The 23854-nt window shown below is 42.4% G+C and carries 22 protein-coding genes; 8 read left to right on the top strand and 14 right to left on the bottom strand.

Annotation, left to right across the window (positions count from 1 at the left end; genetic code table 11):
- Positions 1-21: 21 nt before the first annotated feature.
- From RM368_RS00685 to RM368_RS00660, 6 genes are all read right to left on the bottom strand, one after another.
- Positions 22-405 carry a GNAT family N-acetyltransferase gene (locus RM368_RS00685; protein WP_322692254.1) on the bottom strand — a complete coding sequence of 128 codons (384 nt, stop codon included), beginning with the start codon at positions 403-405 and terminating at the stop codon, positions 22-24.
- Positions 406-542: 137 nt separating this feature from the next.
- Positions 543-2030, bottom strand: coding sequence for a mannitol dehydrogenase family protein (locus RM368_RS00680; RefSeq protein WP_322692253.1), 1488 nt, complete (start codon positions 2028-2030; stop codon positions 543-545).
- Positions 1987-3144 carry a sn-glycerol-3-phosphate ABC transporter ATP-binding protein UgpC gene (locus RM368_RS00675; RefSeq protein ID WP_322692252.1) on the bottom strand — a complete coding sequence of 386 codons (1158 nt, stop codon included), beginning with the start codon at positions 3142-3144 and terminating at the stop codon, positions 1987-1989. Before RM368_RS00675 ends, RM368_RS00680 begins: the two co-directional genes overlap by 44 nt.
- 108 nt (positions 3145-3252) lie before the next feature.
- Entirely contained in the window at positions 3253-4074 is an 822-nt protein-coding gene (locus tag RM368_RS00670) for a carbohydrate ABC transporter permease (RefSeq protein ID WP_322678872.1), read from the bottom strand.
- A 1-nt stretch (position 4075) separates the two neighbouring features.
- Positions 4076-4999, bottom strand: a complete 924-nt coding sequence (locus RM368_RS00665; protein ID WP_322692251.1) for a sugar ABC transporter permease — start codon at positions 4997-4999, stop codon at positions 4076-4078.
- Between the two features lie 97 nt (positions 5000-5096).
- Positions 5097-6443 (bottom strand): sugar ABC transporter substrate-binding protein, encoded by a 1347-nt coding sequence (locus RM368_RS00660; protein WP_322692250.1) that lies wholly within the window; start codon positions 6441-6443, stop codon positions 5097-5099.
- A gap of 148 nt (positions 6444-6591) precedes the next feature.
- On the opposite strand from RM368_RS00660, the gene RM368_RS00655 reads away from it, so the two are divergent.
- Positions 6592-7392, top strand: coding sequence for an SDR family oxidoreductase (locus tag RM368_RS00655; RefSeq protein ID WP_322692249.1), 801 nt, complete (start codon positions 6592-6594; stop codon positions 7390-7392).
- A 101-nt stretch (positions 7393-7493) separates the two neighbouring features.
- Positions 7494-8495, top strand: coding sequence for a sugar-binding transcriptional regulator (locus RM368_RS00650; RefSeq protein ID WP_322692248.1), 1002 nt, complete (start codon positions 7494-7496; stop codon positions 8493-8495).
- A 235-nt stretch (positions 8496-8730) separates the two neighbouring features.
- On the opposite strand, the gene RM368_RS00645 is transcribed toward RM368_RS00650, so the two are convergent.
- From RM368_RS00645 to RM368_RS00635, 3 genes are all read right to left on the bottom strand, one after another.
- On the bottom strand, positions 8731-9387 hold the full coding sequence (locus RM368_RS00645; RefSeq protein WP_322692247.1) for an HAD family phosphatase: 657 nt from the start codon (positions 9385-9387) through the stop codon (positions 8731-8733).
- Between the two features lie 94 nt (positions 9388-9481).
- Complete coding sequence (locus tag RM368_RS00640; protein WP_322692246.1) at positions 9482-10231, bottom strand: SDR family NAD(P)-dependent oxidoreductase; 750 nt, start codon at positions 10229-10231, stop codon at positions 9482-9484.
- Positions 10232-10345: 114 nt separating this feature from the next.
- Positions 10346-11782, bottom strand: a complete 1437-nt coding sequence (locus tag RM368_RS00635) for a DHA2 family efflux MFS transporter permease subunit (protein ID WP_322692245.1) — start codon at positions 11780-11782, stop codon at positions 10346-10348.
- Between the two features lie 470 nt (positions 11783-12252).
- Here RM368_RS00635 and RM368_RS00630 point away from each other — a divergent pair, with 470 nt between their 5' ends.
- The 3 genes from RM368_RS00630 to RM368_RS00620 all read left to right on the top strand — a co-directional run bounded on the left by RM368_RS00630 (position 12253) and on the right by RM368_RS00620 (position 15011).
- Positions 12253-12702, top strand: a complete 450-nt coding sequence (locus RM368_RS00630) for a hypothetical protein (RefSeq protein ID WP_322692244.1) — start codon at positions 12253-12255, stop codon at positions 12700-12702.
- Positions 12703-12970: 268 nt separating this feature from the next.
- Positions 12971-13999 (top strand): Npun_R2821/Npun_R2822 family protein, encoded by a 1029-nt coding sequence (locus tag RM368_RS00625; protein ID WP_416212198.1) that lies wholly within the window; start codon positions 12971-12973, stop codon positions 13997-13999.
- Positions 14000-14063: 64 nt separating this feature from the next.
- Entirely contained in the window at positions 14064-15011 is a 948-nt protein-coding gene (locus RM368_RS00620) for a glycosyltransferase family 2 protein (RefSeq protein ID WP_322692242.1), read from the top strand.
- A gap of 154 nt (positions 15012-15165) precedes the next feature.
- On the opposite strand, the gene RM368_RS00615 is transcribed toward RM368_RS00620, so the two are convergent.
- Together RM368_RS00615 and RM368_RS00610 are read right to left on the bottom strand one after the other, a co-directional pair.
- Positions 15166-15894: a hypothetical protein gene (locus tag RM368_RS00615; RefSeq protein WP_322692241.1), complete on the bottom strand. Its 729-nt coding sequence runs from the start codon at positions 15892-15894 to the stop codon at positions 15166-15168.
- Positions 15894-17258, bottom strand: a complete 1365-nt coding sequence (locus RM368_RS00610; protein ID WP_322692240.1) for an AAA family ATPase — start codon at positions 17256-17258, stop codon at positions 15894-15896. The genes RM368_RS00615 and RM368_RS00610 overlap by 1 nt, the downstream gene beginning before the upstream one ends.
- Positions 17259-17517: 259 nt before the next feature.
- Here RM368_RS00610 and RM368_RS00605 point away from each other — a divergent pair, with 259 nt between their 5' ends.
- Positions 17518-17889, top strand: coding sequence for a zinc ribbon domain-containing protein (locus tag RM368_RS00605; protein WP_322692239.1), 372 nt, complete (start codon positions 17518-17520; stop codon positions 17887-17889).
- Between the two features lie 304 nt (positions 17890-18193).
- Here the strand turns inward: RM368_RS00605 and RM368_RS00600 are convergent, their stop codons facing one another.
- Both RM368_RS00600 and nblS read right to left on the bottom strand, forming a co-directional pair.
- Positions 18194-18394, bottom strand: a complete 201-nt coding sequence (locus RM368_RS00600; RefSeq protein ID WP_322692238.1) for a hypothetical protein — start codon at positions 18392-18394, stop codon at positions 18194-18196.
- A 398-nt stretch (positions 18395-18792) separates the two neighbouring features.
- The gene (gene nblS / locus RM368_RS00595) at positions 18793-20739 is read right to left on the bottom strand and encodes a two-component system sensor histidine kinase NblS (protein WP_322692237.1); all 1947 of its coding nucleotides are present in this window, start codon (positions 20737-20739) and stop codon (positions 18793-18795) included.
- 83 nt (positions 20740-20822) lie between these two features.
- Here nblS and RM368_RS00590 point away from each other — a divergent pair, with 83 nt between their 5' ends.
- Entirely contained in the window at positions 20823-20987 is a 165-nt protein-coding gene (locus RM368_RS00590; RefSeq protein ID WP_322692236.1) for a hypothetical protein, read from the top strand.
- 17 nt (positions 20988-21004) lie between these two features.
- Here the strand turns inward: RM368_RS00590 and purD are convergent, their stop codons facing one another.
- Positions 21005-22282 (bottom strand): phosphoribosylamine--glycine ligase, encoded by a 1278-nt coding sequence (gene purD / locus RM368_RS00585; RefSeq protein ID WP_322692235.1) that lies wholly within the window; start codon positions 22280-22282, stop codon positions 21005-21007.
- A gap of 599 nt (positions 22283-22881) precedes the next feature.
- Here purD and RM368_RS00580 point away from each other — a divergent pair.
- Positions 22882-23841 carry an NAD-dependent epimerase/dehydratase family protein gene (locus RM368_RS00580; protein ID WP_322692234.1) on the top strand — a complete coding sequence of 320 codons (960 nt, stop codon included), beginning with the start codon at positions 22882-22884 and terminating at the stop codon, positions 23839-23841.
- Positions 23842-23854: the final 13 nt, after the last annotated feature.

Genomic DNA, 23854 nt, shown 5'->3' with positions numbered 1-23854 from the left:
CTCCAAATTCTTAATCGTGAACTAACCCAATTTCTTGAAGTACCTGGCGACTGGGAACAGCCTAAAACCTAGCTTTTCATAAGTACAACGTGCCGGAGCATGACCTGGATCGCCTCCGGTTTCAACCATAGCAACCGACATCCCAGCAACTTGCATCCAATCAAGAGCAAATTCCATTAAAGCGGTGCCAATACCTTGACGTTGATAGTCTGGATCGACGGCGACCATATAGATTTCTCCCATGCTGCTCTCGGAGTGGAGTTTCACGGCTACAAAGCCCATGATTGAATCGGAGTCGATCGCAACCCACACCTTTGTGTCCGCAGCAGTACAGACTCCCTCGACAGCATGAATTTGGCTTACACGCCAATCGGGATAGAATGAGCGGTACACCTCAAGATCCATCACTTTCTGAAGCGAATCAAAAACCGGAGTCCATGCCCGAATCGAAAGGCTCTTGATGGCATCAAGGTGACTATCTTCGTATGGTTCAATTCGCATTTCGGTATGGACTCCACTTATAATCGAAAATCGGTTTTTTCTTAAAATCGGGCTAGTGTTTCTTTTGCTCCAAACTCATACAATCGGTGTAAATGGTTCGTAACTGCATCAACAAAAAGCGATGACTGGGACAAATCGCCAAAAATCTCAGTTAAATTAAGCAATGGTTTGGCATCGCTGCCACTGGAATGAGCTAGTTGAGTCAGAGTACCTGCTATTGGGTCATCAATGGGAATAGTATTGCCTTGGTCATCCTGTCCGTTGAGGTAACGGAACCAAGCAGCAACAGTTAGGCTCATGTAATCAATGGCTCCTCCTTGATGCAGCGCGTCACGGACTGAGCCGAGAACAAATTTTGGCATTTTAGCGGAGCTATTCAAGCAAAGACGCGGCAGCTGATCCCGAATCTTAGGATTGGCAAAGCGTTCGATTAAAGTTTTTTTGTAATTATCTAAATCAATCCCCGGTACAGGTTGGAGTGTGGGCGTAACTTCTGCCATCAAATTATCAACGGCTTGACGAATCAATGGATCTGCCATGACTTCATGAACGTATGTATAACCTGCCAAGGAGCCGAGATAGCCTATTAACAAATGACTGGCGTTGAGTAGCCGAATTTTCATCATCTCATAGGGATGAACATCGCTAGTCATCTGAACGCCAACGGATTCCCAATCAGGTCTACCTGCACTGAAATTGTCTTCGACTACCCACTGAAGAAACGGTTCGGCAACAACTGGAAAGGCATCATCGATATTAAACTGTTCCGCCACCATTTTGATATCTGCTGGGGTTGTGGCGGGGGTAATGCGATCGACCATGCAGTTAGGAAAGGCTACCTGTTCGGCAACCCAACGCCCCAATTCTGGGTTTTGCATTTGGGCAAATGCGGTTAACATTTTGCGGGCAATGTTACCGTTACCTTGCAGATTATCGCAGGACAACACAGTAAACGGTGCTATTCCCTGTTGACGGCGGCGATCGAGTGCTGCTGTCAAAAAGCCATATACTCCAATTGGCTCATCGGGATGCTGCAAATCGTATTGAATTGTCGGGTGATTGGCATCAAATTCACCGCTACCTTCAATATAGTAGTAGCCTCCTTCAGTAATGGTGAGGGTGACGATGCGGCATTTGGGATCTGCTAAGGTGTCAATCACTGCTTGGCGGTTATCTGGGGCAAACAGATATTTTGTAATCGATCCGATCGCACGAGCGCGATCGCCTGCTGGGGATCTCTCAACTAAGGTATACAAACAATCTTGTAATTTCAGTGCATCCCGCATCCGTTTATCGAATTCTAGTAACCCAACTCCGCAGATTCCCCATTCACTACTGGGATTTTGATGAAAGTAATTATCCAGGTATAATGCCTGATGTGCGCGATGGAACCCACCCACACCGATATGGACAATGCCGTTAGTGATTTGCTGGCGATCGTAATTGGGTACGCGAACGTTATTGCCTAACTGAGACAGAGATGCTTCATTCAGCTTGATTGCTGAGTCTGTGCTGATATTGCTGTTCATGGGATTCATTTTGGGTTAGGTGGTGACGATGAACTTTGGGGATGGCTTCACCGTCGCGATCGAACAAATGGCAAAGCTCACCGTTAATGTAAATCGGAACGTAATCGTGCATGTTGGCTGGATTATCTCCGTCTGTTTGCACAACTATGGTTTCGCCACCCGCAATTTTGATGTAGAGAAAGGTTTCTCCACCCAATCGTTCTACGACTAATACTTCACCATTCACGCTTGGGTTATTGCGATCGAGCCGCAGATGTTCGGGACGAATTCCTAATGTTGCTCTGTCCCCAACTGACAAGGTTTTGGGCTTCACTGGAATTGTTACGGTTGCGTCACCAGGGAGTCTAACTGTTGCCCCAGAGTCATTGACGGCTGAAACTGTCACCGAAATAAAGTTCATTTTTGGCGAACCAATAAATCCGGCGACAAATAGATTGCGGGGATGATGGTAGAGTTCCAGAGGAGAACCCATTTGTTCGATGATGCCGCCTTGTAATACCACAATTTTGTCGGCAAGGGTCATTGCCTCAACTTGATCGTGGGTAACATAAATCATGGTGGCTTGCAGGCTGTCGTGTAAACTGGCAAGCTCAATCCGCATCTGCACCCGCAATGAAGCATCCAGGTTGGACAGTGGCTCATCAAACAAAAATACTTTCGGATTACGCACCAAAGCACGACCGATCGCTACCCGTTGGCGTTGTCCTCCTGATAGTTCTTTGGGCTTCCGGTTCAAAAGCGGCTCTAGTTGCAGGATACGAGCGACTTCACGCGCCCTTTCATAACGCTGGGCTTTGGGCATACCCGCAAGCCGGAGGCTAAAGGCCATATTTTCTGCCACTGTCATGTGAGGATATAAGGCGTATGTTTGAAACACCATCGCCAAACCGCGTTTATCGGGTGGCACATCATTGACTTTTTGTCCATCAATGAGTAAATCGCCGGAGGAAATTTCTTCTAATCCAGCAATCATGCGGAGTAAGGTTGATTTCCCACAACCGGAGGGGCCGACGAAGACGACAAACTCGCGATCGCCCACGTCGAGATCGATGCCTTTGATGATCTCTGTGTCGGCGTAGGTTTTATGGATATTTCTTAAAGCAACTGTTGACATAAAATGTTTCCATTAATGAGTTCAAGTTTTTCTCACGCACAGACGTAGAGGTGCAACGAGGAACACAAAAGTTTGTTTTAATACCTCCTGCCCCCTGCCCCCTGCCTCCTACTTCACCGCACCAAAAGTCAGACCCCGGACTAATTGCCGTTGACTCAGCCAGCCGAAAATGAGGATGGGTGCGATCGCTAGTGTTGATGCTGCCGAAAGTTTTGCCCAAAATAATCCTTGAGGGCTGGAAAAAGAAGCAATAAAGGCTGTAAGTGGGGCGGCATCTGCTGTTGTCAAGTTCAAGCTCCAAAATGCTTCGTTCCATGACAAAATAATCGAAAGCAAGGCAGTAGATGCAATTCCGGGGACTGCCAATGGTAGCAAGACATGAACAAGTTCTTGCTGTGTGGTTGCTCCATCCATGCGATCGGCTTCGAGAATTTCTTTGGGAACTTCTTTGAAGAAGCTGTAAATCATCCAGACGACAATCGGCAAATTAATCAGGGTATAAATGATAATCAAACCGATGTGACTATCTAGTAATCCGGCGTTGCGGCACAAAATGTAGATTGGCACTAGTACACCAACAGGTGGCAGCATTTTGGTGGACAGCATCCAGAGTAAAGTCCCCTTGGTGCGTTTGGTTGGGAAGAATGCCATTGCGTAGGCGGCAGGTACGGCAAGCAGCAGCGCGACTATAGTCGATCCCAAGGAAATCGCTACGCTGTTAAAGGCATAATTGAAATAATTTGCCCGGTCTTGGATGGCAATATAATTCTCCAATGTCGGGCGGAAAAACAACTGGGGCGGAGTTGAAACTGCTGCTACTTCGGTTTTAAAACTGGTGAGAAACATCCAGAAAATTGGAAAAAACAATATGCAAGCGGCAAGCCAGCCGAGCAATGTCCATAGCCAAATCTTCGAGGTTTTACGTGCCATGTTAAGTATCCAAATTACGAGCAACACTACGCATTAAAAAGATTGCCACGATGTTGGCAAGGATGACGGCAATTAATCCACCGGCTGAAGCACCGCCGACATCGAATTCCAGCAAGGCTTTTAAGAAGATGTAATAAGCAAGGTTAGTGGTTGCAAGTCCCGGTCCGCCGCCTGTGGTGACAAAGATTTCGGCAAAAATGGTCAGGAAGAAAATCGTCTCAATCATGGCAACCACAGAAATGGCGCGGCTAAGATGGGGTAGCATAACGAAACGAAATAGAGCGATCGCATTTGCACCATCCATTCGCGCAGCTTCTAACTGGTCGCGATCGAGTGACTGAATTGCAGTCAACAAAATCAGTAGGGCAAAAGGCAGCCATTCCCAGGACACAATAATAATGATGGCAAGCAAGGGAACGCTGGCAAACCAATCGATCGCCCCTAAACCCAAACCTCTAGTAATTTGAGCAAACAACCCATTCACTGGATGCATCAGCATATTTTTCCAGATCAGGGCGCTAACTGTGGGCATAACAAAAAATGGAGAGATTGCTAGCACCCGCGCCACTCCACGACCATAAAAGTCTTGGTCAAATAGTACTGCTAGTAATGTGCCCAGACCAATTGTGATTGCTAAAACAGAAACAACCAAAACTATTGTGATGGCGATCGATGTCCATAAAGCTGAATCACTGAGGATGAAAGTGAAATTTTCAATGCCGATGAATTTACGTGCATCTGGATTGAGCAAGTTATAACGCTGAAAGGAAAACCATACGGTCATCACCAGAGGCACAATCATCCACAGCAGTAGGAGAACGACCGAAGGCGCAACCAGAGGTAAGGTTGATACTTGCCGCGTAGTCCGTTGCTTGGTAGGTGGTGGCGTTTCGTGTTGAGGTTTTACCGCTAATGAAGAAGACATAACCCAAAGGAATTTTAGATTTTAGATTTTGGATTTTAGATTTTGAATGTTTTGTAGTTGAGCATCGGCTCTTTTTACCCATGCCCAATGCCCCATTTCATTCGATATAACCCGTATGTTTCATGAAGCGTTCAGTTGATTTCTGGGATTGCTGTAACGCTTGGTCTACGGAAGTTCGATTGGTTAACGCCGCCGCCAAGGTTTGCCCGACTGAAGAACCGATCGCCTGAAATTCTGGAATATCCACATATTGAACTCCCTTATAAGGAGTTGGTTGTGCTGATGGACGGGTAACATCAGCAGATTGGATTGCTGCCAACACGATTTCTGCAAAGGGTGCAGCTTTTCGATAGTTGGGATTCTCATAAGTGGAAGTCCGAGTCCCTGGTGGTACAGCAACCCAGCCATTCTCCTTAGCAACCAGTTGAATGTATTCTTTAGAGGTTGCCCAAGCAACGAATTTTTGCGCGGCTTCTGGTGATTTTGAGGTTTTTGGAACCGCTAGCGCCCAAGCCCAAAGCCAATTTGAGCCGTTGGGATATTTTTCAATTGGCGCACGAGCAAAGCCAACTTTGTTATAAACTTGGGATTCTTTGGGATTGGATAACAGCCCTGCGGCAACGGTTGCATCTACCCACATACCGCATTTACCCGTTGAGAATAATGCCAGATTCTCATTAAATCCATTGGAACTGGCTCCGGGCGGCCCGTATTTGTTAAGCAAATCGACATAAAAGGCGATCGCCTCTTTCCAAGGTGGAGTATTAATCGTTGGTTGCCACTTCATATCAAACCACTGTCCACCATAGGTATTAACCAATGTGGAAACAAATGCGACGTTTTCACCCCAACCGGGTTTTCCGCGCAAACAAACTCCATAAACCCCATTTGCTGGGTCGTGGATTTTGCTTGCCCATTCTCTCATTTGGGGATAAGTTGGCTGTTGAGGAACCGCAATCCCAGCTTTTTCAAACAAGTCTTTGCGGTAGTACAGCATGGAACTTTCCCCATAGAATGGCACAGCATAGAGTTTGCCGTTATTGGAAAGTCCTTCTCGTATAGGTTTGAGTAGATCGTTTACATCATAGTTTGCGCCTAAATCCAAGGGTCTTAACCAATCCCGCCTAGCCCAGATTGGTGTTTCATAGGAACCAATGGTCATGACATCAAACTGCCCACCCTGGCTTGCAACATCTGTAGTTGTGCGTTGACGCAACACATTTTCTTCCAGCACAACCCACCGGAGTTGAATATCAGGATTAGCTTCTTCAAATTTGCGAGAAAGCCCTTGCATCACCACCATGTCGCCATTATTTACAGTGGCGATCGTTAGTTTAGTTTTCTCTGCGGCTTGGGAGCGCGGTGAGCAAGCATATACCAATTGCGCCAGCATTACTCCAGCGAGAAATGCAGCCAGCACTTTAGCGAAGCGGCGAATACGCATCGCGTAACTCCTTTAAAGTAAAAAACCGAACAAAATAAATTTTTGATTTTATGCTCTAATTTTGGGCAAAAGCTCAATAATAGAAATCATACCAATCTGATTTTCATCATGGGCATTTGCAACAATTCTTCAATAAGAGGTTGAATCTATGACAGCAAAAGCAACTTATCAGTTTGCAGGTAAGACGATCCTAATTACTGGCGGTGCAGGAGATATTGGCAAAGCAACTGCACACCGTTTTGCTGCTAATGGCGCAGGAATAGCCCTGCTAGATTTGAATGAACCGAAGATGACAGATGTCGCTGGGGAACTAAAAGAGTACAACGTTCCAGTCGGCACGTTTCGCTGTGATGTTACATCTAGTGATGATGTTGCTAAAGCCTTTACTGGTGCTGTAAAGCAGCTTGGGCGAATTGACTATGTATTTAATAATGCGGGTTATCAAGGAGTGTTTGCCAAGACTGACGAATATCCTGAAGACGACTTTCAAAAGGTGATTAATATTAACGTTGTCGGCGTTTTCCAGATTCTCAAGGCGGCTGCACAGCAATTACGCGATGTAGGTGGAGGTGCGATCGTTAACATGGCGAGTTATGCAGGGGTGGTTGGGCCGCCAAATATGTTGGCTTATGCTGCTTCCAAGTTTGCGGTCATTGGAATGACTCAAACAGCAGCAAAAGACTTAGCTCCTTATGGCATTCGGGTGAATGCGCTCTCGCCTGCGTTGATTGGCCCTGGTTTTATGTGGACGCGACAAACCGAATTGCAAGCAGCAGTAGGGTCACAATACTTTGATGCCGATCCCAAAGTAGTTGAGCAACAAATGATTAATTCAGTACCAATGCGGCGTTTGGGAAGCTTGGAAGAGGTGGCAAATGGAGTAGCGTTTTTGATGAGTGAAGAGGCAAGCTACATTACTGGGTTTAACTTGGAGGTGACTGGGGGATAATAGAAATTTAAAAATAATTGAGCAAAGATTATCTCTTTGGGCATATAGTATAAATAATGCAATTATACCTTTGATAGAGACATAGTTTTTGCAGGTAGTATATGGGACAACCTTTTTTAGAGCAGCGCGATGTCAGCAAGGCTGGCTTGCCTCTGAGGGCGCGCAAATTAGACCTGGCTGCACATGCTGCTTGGCTCTATTACATCGCCGGCAATACGCAAGAAGAAATTGCCGTCAAGCTTAATGTGTCCCGGCAAGCTGCACAACGTTTAGTGGCACTGGCAGTCAGTGAAAAACTGATTAAATTTCGACTCGATCATCCCTTGAGTGAATGCATTGCTCTGGCTGAGTCGTTACGCGATCGCTTTGCTCTGTCACTTTGTGAAGTAGTACCAACTGATGCAGGTAGTGGTGATACATTATACGGGATTGGTGTATGTGCTGCCACCCACCTAGAGGCTTACCTGATGGCTAAAACCCCGACCATACTAGCGTTGTCATCAGGTCGCACATTGCGAACAATGGTGGAGCAAATACCCTCAATGAACCAACCCCAGCATAAGATTGTGTCAATTATTGGCAATATGTCTCATTCTGGGCGTGCAGGTCGTCACGAAGTGGTTATGCATTTATCCGATCGCGTCGGTTCCCAAGCTTACCCAGTGCCGACTCCGGTTGTCGCGACTAGCATTGAAGAACGAGAACTCTTGCAGACTCAGCGATCGTTTCTCGCCGTCAAAACTCTCGCCGAGCAAGCCAAAGCAACCTTTGTCGGAATTAGTCACATTGCCTGGAATGCTCCGTTACATCAAGACGGCTTCATCAATGACGATGAAGTGGCTGAATTGATTGAACTAGGAGCAGTCGGAGAAATTGCAGGTTGGGCTTATAGCGATCGTGGAGTATTGCTGCAACAAGGGACAAACAACCGGGTTGCCAGTGTAGCGCTCGAACAACCCGCTCATCGACTGATTATTGGAGTGACGGGTGGTGTGAGAAAAGCGGAGGCGATTTTGGCTGCTCTGCATGGCAAGTTAATTACAGGATTGATTACCGACGAAGCTGCGGCCCAAGCGATTCTTTCTAAGTTTAGTAAGTACTAAGTGAGATATAGGACTCCGATTTGATTTCTGAAAACATACTGAGACTGAAAAGCCTGTTTGATCGGGGTTTTATCTAAAATCTTGTTCAAAAATCAGATATGAGTCCTATAGTTTATGCTAAGTATTGAGTGGTGAATTTACCTTTGATTTTTGAAAAGCAAAAGTAACTGAAAGCTTTCCATATATAGATTTTTTCTTAGTATACTTAGCAAGGTTCAAGTAAGAGCTAACTTTCTCAGTCGAATAATTGCTGCAAGCTATAAAAATTCACATCTGAATAAGCACTCACAATTAAATCTGCGCTTGATAAATTCTGCTTATTATGTTTCAATCCAGCAAAGCCAACGCATTTCATGCCTGCTTTTTTAGCAGCTTTTATCCCATTTTCTGAGTCTTCAATAACAACGCATTTATTCGGATTAACATTCATCCTTTCAGATGCTAATAAAAATATATCTGGTTCAGGTTTACCTCTCTCAACATCTTGACCAGATATTTTCACACTGAATTTATTTTGCATATTAAAGCACTCTAAAACTGTATTAACTCTGATTCTAGGAGCTGAAGATGCCAGAGCTAAAGGCACTCCAAAATCAAAAAGCTCATCAATCAGTTCTTTCACTCCCTCAATAGGTGCAAGATTGGAGTTATTTTTTAACTCTTCAACAAAATCCAATGTTTCTCTCAATACATACTCTTCTATTGACTGAGATAAATTAAATTCTTTGCTGAGATATGTCCAGAATGTCCGAGCATCAGAACCCCTAAATTTGTCTAGGATATTTTCTGTTAACTCGAAGCCAATTTCCCTACAAAACTTGATTAGAAAAATATCACTTAGCGGCTCGCTATCCAGCAGAGTCCCATCCATATCAAATAATACAGCGTCCATAGATTTGAAAATTCATCATTTATTTGGAATTGGGTTAAAGATTTTACACTACCTATTTAAAAAAGGGCACGCCCGTTAAGCCTGCCCTTTAGTTTTAGTGTTCTTGTCCCGTTGGTCGAATAAGGATTTCGTTGACATTAACGCGCGGCGGTTGCGTAAGAGCGTAAACGATCGCAGCAGCAATGTCTTCACTTTGCAGAGGTTGAATTGACTTGCGTCGTTCTTGAATCCGTTGTTTGGCAACGGGATCGGTAATTTGGCTGTCAATTTCTGTATCCACCAAACCAGGTTCAATAATGGTGACGCGGATGTTGTCCTTATGGACTTCTTGGCGCAATGCTTCCGAGAGGGCATTAACACCCCATTTGGTAGCATTGTAAACACCAACACCCGCCCGCGCTGTCCGGCCAGCCACAGAGGAGATATTGACTATATGCCCGGATTTTTGCGCCTTAAACAGAGGTAAAACAGCATGAGTCGCATATAGCAGTCCTAATACGTTGAGGTCAAACGATCGCCGCCAGTCTGAGCTATTTCCAGCTTCAATAGTTCCCAGTAAGGCAATCCCGGCATTGTTGACGAGGATATCAACCCTTCCCAATTCTGTATTGGCCTTTGCCACCAAGTTATTTACCTGAGTTTCATCAGTCACATCAGTGACAATAGGTAATGCCTTGCCACCACTAGCTTCGATGCGTTCTGCTAATGCTTGAATGCGATCGCCACGCCTAGCAGCGAGTACAACTGTAGCTCCAACTGAAGCCAAAGCGATCGCAGTTGCTTCTCCAATTCCCGCAGAAGCACCAGTGATAATTGCCACTTTTCCTTCTAATTTACCTGTCATTTCTTTAACTCCTTAGTAATTGATAATTAGGCATTGGGAAGAGGCAGAGAGGTAGAAGTTCTAAAATGTTTGAATTTTGAATTTTGAATTTTGAATTTTGAATTGATTTCTCCCCTACCCCCCTACCTCCCACCTCTTACCGATCCTCAAAACAGATGCAACAGCCGCCCCACACAGAATTAGGGCTGCAAAGCGAAAAGTTCCTTGGAATCCTGCAACGATCGCATCAGGAGGGGCAACGGAGACATCTGCACCGCCAGATATGCTACCGATTAAGGCTCCAAATATTGCCCCAATTAGAGAAACTCCTACGGTGTTACCTGATGTACGTGACAAAGACAGCAGCCCAGAAGCAATCCCTAGCCGTTCCCTCGGTACCGATCCCATAACAGTGCTGTTGTTAGGCGATTGAAATAAACCCAGACCAATGCCGTAAATAAAATAGCGCGATACATAGCCTAGTTCAGTAATTTGAGCGTCAAAGGTGCTAATCCCCAAACAGCCGCCAATCATCAACCCCAGCCCAATTGAACTGATTAGTCGAGCGCCAAAGCGGTCTGAAAGTATTCCAGCTAGTGGGGCAATTAATCCACTCAGTACAGGCGATACGGCTAGTAATAGCCCTACTTTTACCGTCGGATAATGCTTGACGCTCTCTAGAAAGAAAGGGACGATCAGTAGCGAACCGCCAATAACAATGAATGCTAACCAGCCACTTAGCAAACCCATACTCAACTGAAGATTGCGAAACAGCTTTAGCTCTAGTAGTGGCTGCTTTAGAATCGCTTCAACTACCAAAAATGTAATGAAACTTACGGTAGCGATCGCTAATAATACCAATGCATTAGTACTGCCAAAGCCCTGGCTCTGTCCTAGCGTCATACCTAAACCAAAACTACCCAGAGTCAATAAAGCCAATATGGCTCCCAAAAAGTCAAATTTCTGTTTGCCCTCAATGCGTGCAGAAGGTGGCACTACACGAGCTATTAAGAAACTAGCGATAATCCCCAAGGGTACATTGATGAAGAATATACTATGCCAGCCTGACCAGCTTAAGAGCAATCCGCCAGCAGAAGGGCCAAAAGCAATTCCCAGTGACACTACACTACCGATGATGCCAACAGCCCGACCTCGCTCGGAAGAAGGAAAAACTTCTGTGATAATTGCTAAACCAAGCCCAGAAATGAACACAGCACCTAATCCTTGAAGCGCCCGAAAGCCGATTAACCACTCGATACTAGGTGCAAAACCACACAACAGCGAACTGAAAGTGAACAGAACCAGTCCCCCTTGGTATAAGGACTTTTTACCCCACATATCCCCCAAGCGGGTTGCTCCCAAAACTAAACCGGAACTGACCAACTGGTAACTCAATACAGCCCATTGGGTGGTAGGAAAACTAGTGCCAAAGGCTTGCACTAATGTGGGCAAAGCAACATTAATGATGCCGACATCTAGGGTAGACATGAATACCCCAAGTCCGACACCGAGTAAGACCCAATTTTTTTGAGAGCTTGATAAAGCCAGAGGTTCTGCTTGGAATTGTGCCAATGTTTAGCCTCCACCTTTGACTTTACGGTTGTGAATAGTTTGCATACGTATATTCATTGTAGGGTGCTATCCTCGCTACTAAGTTCAGGAAACTAAGTTTAACGTCAGTTCTTGCAGAAGTAGGGATAAAGGTTAAGGGGTAAAGGGTAAAGGTCTAAAATTTTCCCTTACCTTTAACCTTTCCCCAACACAGGTATCTACTTCCCAATCGGCAAGATTGGCTTTTCCACTTGCCATATATTTGGTAAAGTACTTAAGTACTCTTAACTCTGCACTCCTTCGGCTATATCAACAATTGTGTTCAATAAAATACGGTAATTTGATATAGTTACTGTACTTTGACTAGTTAGCAAACTATCATAGACAACTCTCAGAAGCAAGCTCTAAAGAAAATGGAGAATAGGGAATGGGAAATGTCAATTATTAAAGTCACATCTGCAACTGCAAATAAGTACCTTTTTGTATAAGCAATGACTCAAAAAGCTGCCTTATCTCGATTTGCATTAGGATTTATTGCAGGCTTTGTGTCTGTTTTGCTGTTTCATCAAGGTATGTTAGCGCTGCTACATACAGTAAATTTTACACCTCGCGCCCCTTATTCAACTGCACCGACACAACCATTAGGAATTCCGCAAATTTGGTCAAATGCTTTCTGGGGAGGCATTTGGGGACTAATTTTGGTAGTAATTGCACCTCGTTTTCGACACGATAAAAACTATTGGTTAGGAGCCTTAATATTTGGTGCAATTGCTCCGACGCTAGTGGCTTGGTTTGTAGTTGCACCACTTAAGGGTCAACCCATCGCAGGCGGCTGGAAACTTGTGGGAATAGTGACAGGTTTATTAGTTAATGGGGCTTGGGGTGTGGGAACCGCCGGGTTGCTGAGATTATTCTCTAGGAAACAATTGTTTAACAGCTAGAGTTTTAGGCGCTTCTAAGTAAGTGGGCAATGTTAGTATCATCCAAACTAACCAAAATAGCTATATTATTATTTGAGAATAATCGGTCAAAAAATAGCGATCGTATTATTCACGTTACACCAATTCTGTATAAAGATGTGTAGAAATAACCCGACTACCTGCGGCGCTTCTTGCGAGTTTGGGAAGGTTGGGAGAGGTGAAAATGATGTGCAGCTTCACAGAGAATTGGCTTTACTCAGTAAATCAAAGATAAAAATAATTTATTACAATGGATAATTTTGGGATTTACACACTGGCTAATGACGTGGTATTTGACCAACTAGTAGCTTTGCTAAACAGCATTGAGGTGAATGTTAGTCCAGATATTCCGATTTGTATTATTCCCTATGATGACCGCTTAAAACGAGTTAAAAAGGAGATAGATTCTCGACCGAATGTCACCTTGTTTGACAATAAAAGCTCGATCAAAAAATGGGAGGATTTTGCCGTTCAAGTTTGGAACGCTTATCCAAGAAATAGTCGAAAAAATAAACCTTCTATCGAATGGAATAAAAAAAATAATTTAATCCGAAAAATGTGTGCTTTTGATGGCGAGTTTGAAAGATTTGTATTTTATGATGCTGATAGTTTGGCAATGAATAAGCTGGATAAGGTTTTAGAAAAACTAGACCAATACGACTTTGTGTTTGATGACTGGGAACACACAAAACAAACTTCAGTTGCAGCTTTCGACTTGCCGAAGTTAGAACAAAAAATGTCTTTGCCTGAATCTGAAATCAGACGAGAAATCCACTGCTCTAGTTTTTTTGGTTCAAAAAAGGGTATTTTAGGCGCTGAAGAATTAAAAATACTCAAAAAGCGATTGATAGAAGATAAAGAAGTTGAATTGATTAACGAAATCGCTTGGTGGTGTGACGCAGATTTATTTAGTTACATGACTTTTAGCATTGCTCGACCACTATTTAACTTTACACTCAGTCCCAATGGTGAAGATAGAACTGGGAACTGTGCTAATGCAAATCCATTTGTGAACATTGATAATGTTCTTTATAACCAACAGGGATTAAAACCAATTCATCGCCTTCACTATATGGGCTATTCTGCTATTGGATTTGCCCGCTTGTGTAAAGGTGAAGATGTTGATATTCGTTACAAAAATGAATTTTTGCACTATCGCTTTCTGAAGCAACCAGAGCAAAAACCAAAGCGATTAAAGCCACCCACTATAGCGGCTAGAAGCAATCGATTTATCAAAAAAATTTGGAATAAAATTAATCAAACTATTTCTTACACTTAGCTTTTGCCCAGCCTTGCTTATTAGCCTTTAGTTAGTGAGCAATGTCCACTCTCATCTTGCAAAAATGCCTAAAGTTAGTGTTTCTATTCCCACGTTTAATCGGGTTAATTTACTGCCTTTCGCAATTGACAGTGTACTCAATCAGTCTGAGCAAGACTTTGAGCTAATTATTTGTGATGACGGTTCTAGCGATCGCACACCCGAATTAATGTCACAATACACAGACAATCGGATAAAATATATCCGTCATCAGCAAAATATTGGTAAAAGTAATAATATGCGCTCTGGCTTTGATGCTGCTAGTGGTGAATATTTTATTAAATTTGATGATGACGACCGACTAGCACCCGATTTTCTCGCAAGTACATCAGCTATTCTTGCTCAAGACTCTAGCATTGATTTTGTTGGTACAGACCATTGGATAATTGATATTAACAATGTCCGGGATGAGGCAAAAACTCAAGAAAATTCTCATCGCTGGGGTAGGAAGAATTTACCAGCAGGTGTTGTAAATAATTTGTTAGAAGTCGTATTTATTCAGCAAAGCTTTCAAGTTGGGGCGACATTATTTCGTCGTAAAACATTGCAAGAATTAGGATATATGCAGCCAAATCTGCAAAATTGTGAGGATAATGATTTATTTGTACGTCTGGCTTTGGCTGGAAAAAAGGGCTATTACTTACCAGAATTATTGATGGAATATCGTTCTCATGCAGAACAGCAAGGTATTAATCGAGCCATTCCTTATTTATTTGATAAAATTCAGTATTTAGAAAGTTATAAGTTTGAGTCTGAAAAATTAGAGAAAGTCAGGAAAAATCGTTTAACTGAAACGCAATTATTATTAGGTTTGCGTTTAATTGAAAAGGGTGAAACGCGAAAAGGCAGAGAGCTAGTTTTGGCGGGACAGTCTTTTTCGACTGCTAAAGCTTGGACTGGTTTAGGTTTATCGTTGTTACCAGTTGGGTGGCGAGGTAAGGCGTTTAATGCACTACGACAGGCGCGAAGTTAGGCTAGCTCTACCTTGCGACTAACTGTTTTCCAGGAATATTTTACTTGTACTATAGCAATCATGATCATCCTTGAGAAACGATATCCGCGACTTCTTTGAAAAGTCGCGGATATTATGCTTACATGAACTTGTTTTACTTAATTACTTCAGTCAATTAGTTTTCTGACCACCGATCAACTATTTCAAGCATTTTTTTAATACTTATGCCTTTTTGCATATTTTTACCATGTGGAATTTTAACCCTTTCTACTACATCATTCAATGATTTAAACTGTTCTTTATTACGTTCCATTTCCACTGCTTCCGCTATCTGAGAAGCTTTTTTCTGATTAAAACCAGCATTTAGTAATTTAGAGATAATTTTAACTTGACTAAGCGTTTTAAAAACTTCTATTGGTTCAGTATTATCAGCAATCTGTTTTTTAAGTTCTTTGATTTCATTTTCTAAATTTGCATTAGCAGTTGCTTTTTCTAATAGTTGGTTTGTTATCTTTTCAAAACGTGATTCCAAATTTATTAAAAATTGTTCCATATCTTTGAAGTTGAAAGATGTTTGAATTGAAGAATCAGTTTTTTGCTGTCTAAATAATTCAACTTGCCTAGTTAAAGTCTCCTCATTTTCAGACTCAATAATAAATACCCCAATCATTTCACCTTTACGAGGATCTATTTCTCTAGCCCGAACAGCAGCATAATATTCAAAGTCTCCATCTACTACCTCGTATGATTGCAGGCTTGTTCTGCGAACCACTATGGGATTAATAACGCCCTCAGAGTCTAAAATTAATCTAGCAGCCTGTTCTAGTTCATCGTCTGCGAAAATTGAACGAACTTTGCTTGAAGTAATTTTCTTGACAGCAACAAGTGATGTAGCTAATTTCATTAAAGTAGCCCTATTTTTTCTAAAACTTCTATTGCTAACAACTCAAATTCATGTGCCGAAGTTGAGTCTGGTTTAAAATCTAGCACTGATATTGGGTCAGCTATCTCAATATCTCCAACAATCTGAATTCTTTCAGCACATTTTGCCAAATCTTCTCTTTCATAAATTACAGCATTCATCACGTTGATACCATATCGGTTATAAATTTTTTCTAGACGATTTTTTAAAGTTGATTGCACAAATTTAGCATTTGTCGATATTTTAGAAGCTAGAACTCCTATGATTTCAATTGGTGGTTTTCTAATTTGTTTCCTAAACCCATTGATAGTTTTTATAAATTCTTTAACATTCGTTAAACCTTGGTTAGCAAAAGGTTTTAGATCGGATGGAATAATAAGAAAATCTGTAGCTATCAAGGCAATTTTGGCATATAGGTTTAAAGAAGGCGGCGTATCAATTAGGACTACATCATACTGATCTTTTACTTTCTCTAGCTTTTCAATCAGTATTAGCCTGCTATAATCAAGTGCGTTCAGTTCCGTTTCTAGTCTTATCAAATCAATGTGTGCAGGGACTACATAAATTTCTGGATTACTAAAATTAGATTTTCTAGCTACTTCTGCAATAGGATAAAAGTCTTCTGATTGCAATACATGAAAAATATTAGAATCTTTTATATCATCAAACTCTTCATCATCAAATTTGACTAAACCAGTAGCAAATGTAGTATTGGCTTGGCTATCTAAATCAATAACTAGGACTCTTTTTCCTTTCTTCCTAATAGCAGCAGCTAGATTAACTACAGTGGTTGTCTTACCTACGCCACCTTTATTATGGTAAACCGCGATTGTTTTCATTGAATGTTTCCTTTTGGTTTCAAATTTGTAATTATTTTCAGTTATTTGGACTTCTGGCTTATCTACTAGCTGTCCTTCTTTGAGGCTTTCTCTACCAATTAAACTTTTAATTTTATCTAACTGTATCTCAACTTCCTTTCCAGAACATTGAAATACTAGTTGAATATCGTATTGCAATTTTTGATAAATTCTAATTTCTTTGCCGTTAGTCAACAATCCATACCTGACATTCAAGCTGGTTAAATAATGCCTGAGTCGAAGAACATGATTATTTAAGTTTTGTTTGGGATGCTTTGCCTCCATGACAACACTCAGCGGTGAGTTGGCATCTAAGACAAAGGGAATCACTTGTGCGGCAAATGCTAAGAAATCTAAGCGGATGCTACCAACCGCAACCTCTTGATGCCAGGTGTCAGGAGTATAACCTAGCTGTGGTAGCAAATATTGCACTATGAGTTTGCTTTCAACTTCGCTTTCGTTACGGCACAGCTCAGGATTAAAAGGCAATATTTTTCTACCTCTAAATAATTATTGGACTTGAGACAAAACCTGATATTTGCTAGATTATGGCATAGCCTTAATTATGTTGAGTGATAGAAATCACTTACTAAAATCTAAAAAATCATCATAAAATTAGTACTTTTACTGATAGAATAACCAATTTTGAAAGCTATCCATATTCAAAATTAACAGGCTACGTATGTATTTCCCTATTATCCCTGTAAATGGCTAGAATCAAAGTGTTTACCTATTTGCGCTAAAGGTTTTGGCTACTGTATCTTGTCCCCACTGCCATCAACTTGTTGAGAGTCAAGCTATTAGTTGTCCCTATTGTCGGACTACACTCAAAGCTTACGGTCATCCCGGTATTCCATTGCACCGCGCCGCTGGGGATGGGTATCTGTGCGACACCTGCACCTATCACGCTGATGATAGTTGCAATTTTCCTAAACGTCCCTATGCCAAAGACTGTACCCTCTACCAAAATATTGAAGAGACAAAGTTAGAGTTGGAACAGCAGCGTTACACTAACAGTTTTGCAGTAACTGTGAAAAGTTGGGTAAAACGCAATCAGGCTTTGCTGTTACTTTTGGGTTTATTATTGGTCTGTTTGTTGTTCGTGATATTAAGGTCTTGATTTGGGTTCTCTGAGGAGTTAAGAATACAAAGCTTCTGTGTTGAGTCTAATACAGAACTAAAGAGGGGAGCATCTCACTTTTACAAAAGTAAGATGCTCCCCTTTTACACGACGTGCCTTTAACAGTTGACCATTGCCGTTGTATATCTGCTTATACCAATTTTAAAAAAGAATGCGACAGATACATACTCCCAAACCTTTGTTCTGTCTAGCTTCCCTAATTTTGAATTTTGAATACTTCGACTGCGCTCAGTACAAGTTTTGAATTTTGAATTGGTATTAGTTTGCCGATCGCCAGGGAATGTTAACAGGGGTAAGTTGGTAATAATTCGTTAAAGTTGGGGTAGTCTTGCGGTAATAGTTTAATCACCACCGGACGCTGACTTGACTCCTGCACTGCTCGATAAACTATTGTCTGAGAACCTGCATATAGCTGCTTAACAATGGCATAATCAGGGATATACGGCAATGGATTTGAATCGGGGATTGCTGCCAGCGTCGTCATAGGGTCAAGTTAAAATTTTGAGAAGAAGTTGATAATTTTAATATTTCCCAATAATTTGGCAGAATAAACATTCCGTAACTTGTATACATAATTAATTGAGCCACAACTAGGCAAAATTCAATACTGTTTGCACGAAGATTGTCAATGACAGTTATATCAACAACTACGCGAACAGTTAGTGCAGTATTTCTAGATTCAAAAGAGAGCAATGCGATTTTGTGAGACGCTCCACCTAGAGAGCGATCGCTAATCAACTCTTATGTATAAATTGAATAAAGTGTGGCAATTTCTTCAAAAGCTTCATCCAAAATTGCCACTATCAGGAATGGTCAAAAATAACAAATTATACTCAATCCTTAATCTTCAGGTTGTGATGATTTTGGATGCTTCTGCAATTTTCAAACTGTAGTGATTTTGGATGTTTCCGCAATAGGTTCAACTTGTATCAATGGCGCTTTTTCTTCAAAGATGGCTAAGTCGAACCAAAAAGTGGTGCCAATGCCGACTTCACTCACTAGATAAACTTTACTACGATGTCTGTCGATGATATTTCTAACAATCGATAAACCTAAACCCGTACCTTCTAGGGTGTGAACTCGGTTTTCTACGCGGAAAAAGCGTTCAAAAATTGAGTGTTGATCTTCTGTGGCAATGCCAATTCCAGTATCGGAAATTTCAATCCGCACTGGTGCAGATTCGCTGTGGCTGGGGTTGAAATCTAGTTGGTAGGCGCGGATTGCTACTTTACCACCGGCTTTGGTGAATTTAAGCGCATTACCAATCAGGTTGCCAAACACTTGTACTAATAGATCGTAATTACCTAATACTAGCGGCAAATTAGGGGCAACTTCCTGAACAAGTTCAACACCTTTATCTTTGGCATTGAGTTGGTAAGTACGCAGGGTTTGCTCGATCGCTTGGGCTAAATCTACGCCATCAAAGCTGTAGTTGCGACCAGATTCGAGTTTTGATAAATCCAAAACATCGTTAACTAGGCGGGTGAGGCGATCGGTTTCATGGTTGACTGTTTGCAGAAACTCTTGCCGTTCTTGTAAATCTAAGTCTTCGCCGTAGTCGTGCAGGGTTTCAATATAAGTTTTAATGTTAAATAGAGGCGTTCGCAGTTCGTGAGAAACGTTGCTGATAAATTGACTTTTTGCCTCGTTTAGTTCGACTTCACGGGTTATATCTTGAATAGTAATCGCAATACCTTTGATGCTTTCTCTTTGCAGATTGAGTACTGTAGTCAAGAGAATACGGATCGTTCGTGGGGTGGGTTGGTTAATAAAAATTCGGAATTCGGCGCTTTCGCATTCCCCTGCTGCCATTTCGTACAAGGGACGGGTGATTTCGATTTGTACTGATGCTGGCAAGTGATGCAAGACATTGCAACCGACTACATTAGCGGCTTCCCAGCCAAAAATTCGCTCTGCTGTGGGGTTGACTAAAATCACCTGCATGTTGTTATCGATCAACACAGCACCATCTGCGATCGTGGAAACTAAAGTTTCTAGCTTGGCTTTTTCTGCGGTTAATTCTTCAATGTTCTGTTCTTCATAGCGCTCTAATCGCTCTGCCATCTCATTAAAGCTGAAAATTAATTCTCCTAGTTCGCCGCCTAAAGGTAAATTAATCCGCTGCTTAAAATTCCCGGTAGCAATTTGCTTTACCCCCACCAGTAGTTCTTTAATCGGCTTGGTGATGGTCAAGGCGTTAATCACTCCTGCCAAAATCACCATTACCCAAATTGTGATAAAAACGGCAATGGTGACATCGCGGGTAAAATTGGTAGAGATAACAGCGGTCTGATTGGGGTTGAACCCGATCGCTAATACACCTAAGTATTTTTTATTGACAATCAGGGGAATAAATACATCGGTGACTGTCCCATCTGGGGTTGTGTGTTGCCGCACCATCGGCTTTTCCCCATCACCAGGGTAATCTTCTGGCAGTTGTATCCGCCGTTTTATGGTAAGGGAATTTTCTACCTCGGCTTCCCAAAAAGGAATGCCAAAAAAGATTTCCCCGTTTTCATCAGCGTAGAGCATATAACGCACGCTAGAGGTGCTGCTATAGAAACGTTGGGAAAATCGGGCAACTTCCGTGAGATTATTGTCAGCGACCAAGGGGGCAACGTTGGCAGCAAGCAGCAGCCCCAAATCACGACCAAAGCGGGTGTCATTCATCCGCGCATCCTGCTGGATTGTATTTACAGCCCAGAAGGTTAAACCACTCATCACCAACGAAACTACCATTGTGGCCACAGCCAGCAGTTTAGTCTGGAGAGTGAACTCCGACCACCAACTTGCGATCGCATCTCGAATTGATTTGAACAGACTTAGCATCTTAAATAAAGTTGTTAGTAGTCTTTGTTATAAAGCCCAACAACTTAAAAATTAACAGTTAATTTGACAAATATGTTAGGGAAATGGGGAATGGGGCATTGGGCATTGGGCATTGGGAATGGGGCGTTGGGCATTGGGCATTGGGTATTGGGCATTGGGCATTGGGCATTGGGCATTGGGAATGGGGCGTTGGGCATTGGGCATTGGGTATTGGGCATAACTCCAAACTCCTAACTCCAAACTCCTAACTCCAAACTCCTAACTCCTAACTCCTAACTCTATGACCGATATCTTTCCGGTAATACATTCCCTGAAACTGAATATGTTGGATACTAGCGTAGGCTTGGGCGATCGCTTGCTCAAAAGTTTCTCCGATTCCTGTCACATTTAATACTCGACCTCCATCTGTGACTATTTCTTGTTGCTGGTTCAATTTCGTACCTGCATGAAATACAGTTGCTCCTGCTGCCTCTGCTTCCTCAATGCCAGTAATCACCTGGCCCTTTTGATATTCTCCTGGATAACCACCGGAAGCGGCAACGACAGTAGCAGATGCTCCCCCTTTCCAAGCAATGGGCGGCAATTCATTTAAGCGTTGCTGTACGCAAGCTAGAATCAACCCTTCTAGGGGTGTTTCTAACAGTGGTAAAATCACCTGGGTTTCGGGATCGCCAAAGCGACAGTTAAATTCCAAAACCTTCAAGTCACCATCGGGTGCAATCATTAACCCAGCATACAGCACGCCTCGGTAATCAATATTTTTAGCTCTTAAGGTAGCGATCGCTTTTTCTAATACTTCTGTTTGAATGCGTGCCATCAACTCTGGTGTAGCGATGGGTGCTGGGCTGTATGCTCCCATCCCCCCAGTATTTTCGCCTGTATCGCCGTCCCCAATCCGCTTATGGTCTTGGGCTGGCAACAAGGGTCTAATTGTTAATCCATCAGTCAATGCTAAAACTGATACTTCTTGCCCAATCAAACATTCTTCAATGACAACAAATTCACCAGCACTGCCAAATTGCCCTTGAAAAATCGCATCAATGGCACTTTCTGCTTGTGCAACTGTTTCAGCTACCGTTACACCCTTACCAGCCGCCAAGCCATCAGCTTTAACAACAATCGGCGCTCCCTGAGATTTGACGTAAGATTTTGCTGCCGCAGCTTCCGTAAATACCGCAGCCCGTGCCGTCGGAATTCTTGCTTCTTGCATCAAGGCTTTAGCCCAAGCTTTACTCGCTTCAATTTGCGCTCCGGCTCTGACTGGGCCAAATACCATCAATCCTTTATCTTGGAGGTAATCTGTGATTCCCTTAGATAGGGGAACTTCTGGGCCAACTATTACCAGAGTTATGCCATGTTCTAAAGCATATCGGCTCATTCCCTCAAAATCATTTACTGCTAAGGGCAAGTTTTGGCAACGTTCCATACTTGCCGTGCCCCCATTCCCTGGTACACAGATAACTTGCTCAATTTGCTTAGATTGCAACAGTTTCCACGCCAGAGCGTGTTCGCGCCCTCCATTACCAACAACTAAAACTTTCACTGATTTCCTCGTGCGTCCCTTGCAGAATGAGAATACCTGATTCGACTCTCGCGGATCAATTTTTTCATCAATTCTCACACTTGTGCAAGTTTCTGATGATTTATTATACCTCTTGTAAAAGTCCCCTAAGATTCCACTCCCCTTAATCCCCCCGATCTATTGAGCTACGGTGTATACACAAGTCAAATTACCCCCCTTAATCCCCCCGATTGGCTACGGTGTACACACAAGTCGAATTACCCCCCTTAATCCCCCCTTGTAAAGGGGGGAAATAAGAAATTTTGTTCCCTCCCCTTTAGAAGGGGAGGGTTAGGGTGGGGTAAAACCTTGGGTTTTTCAGCTATTTTAGTTATTGAATTCCAACTGCATTTGTTTTAAAAATTAAATTTCACTAATTAGTAAAATTTTAAATTTTATTATTAGTAATTACTAAATCAAGTTTATAACACATTTTCAGCATCAATATATTAGTTTAATTATCTTTTTAGCTGATATAATTCAACCTATTTATCAAATAATTTTCAATTAATAACCAATTTTTGATTATAATTATTAACCTGTGAATATAGCGGTTAATCAGGATATAAAAAATCGGCAAAATGGCTAAAATTATCGTTACTGGAGTCGCAGGCTTTATTGGTTCTCAGCTTGCAGAAACATTGCTACAACAAGGAAACGAAGTAATCGGGATTGATGAATTTAATGATTATTACGATCCGATGTTAAAGCGAAACAATGTTGCACACTTGTATCGTTTACCTAGTTTTGCATTAATTGAAGGAGATATGCAGTTTTTAGATTGGCAGAAACTCCTAAAAGATGTTGATGTAGTTTACCATCAAGCGGCACAAGCAGGGGTCAGAGCAAGTTGGGGTAAAGCTTTTCGAGGCTATACAGAACGAAATGTTAACGCTACACAAGTTTTGCTGGAAGCAGCTAAGGATGCTAAAGACCTAAAAAGATTGGTGTTTGCCTCTTCATCTAGTGTATATGGTGATGCAGAAACATTACCTACCCACGAGAAAATTTGTCCTCAACCGGTTTCTCCTTACGGCATTACAAAGCTAGCAGCAGAGTTTTTGTGTGAATTGTATTACAAAAACTTTGGTGTGCCCTGTGTGACATTGCGCTATTTCACAGTTTATGGCCCCAAACAGCGCCCAGATATGGCATTTCATAAATTTTTTCAATCCATTTTACACGATGAGGCGATTCCTATTTACGGCGATGGCCAGCAAACGCGGGAGTTTACCTTTGTTAGTGATATTGTCGCCGCTAATTTAGCCGCCGCCACCGCACCCAAAGCAGTGGGAGAAATTTTTAATATCGGTGGTGGGAGCAGGGTGGTTTTAGCAGAAGTCTTAAATACCATTGAAGAAATTGTTGGGAAGCCAATCAAAAGAAACCACATTGAAAAAGCGATGGGAGACGCGCGTCACACGGCTGCTGATGTATCTAAAGCACAGAAAATTCTCGGATATCAACCGCAAGTCTCTCTAAAAGAGGGTTTGACGCAGGAATGGGAGTGGGTGAAATCTTTGTATTCCCTATCTTCCTAATTTTCCTTATTCT

The sequence above is a fragment of the Nostoc sp. DedSLP03 genome, assembly GCF_034530815.1.
GTDB lineage: Bacteria > Cyanobacteriota > Cyanobacteriia > Cyanobacteriales > Nostocaceae > Nostoc.
This window is presented reverse-complemented; position numbering and strand designations above follow the sequence as displayed.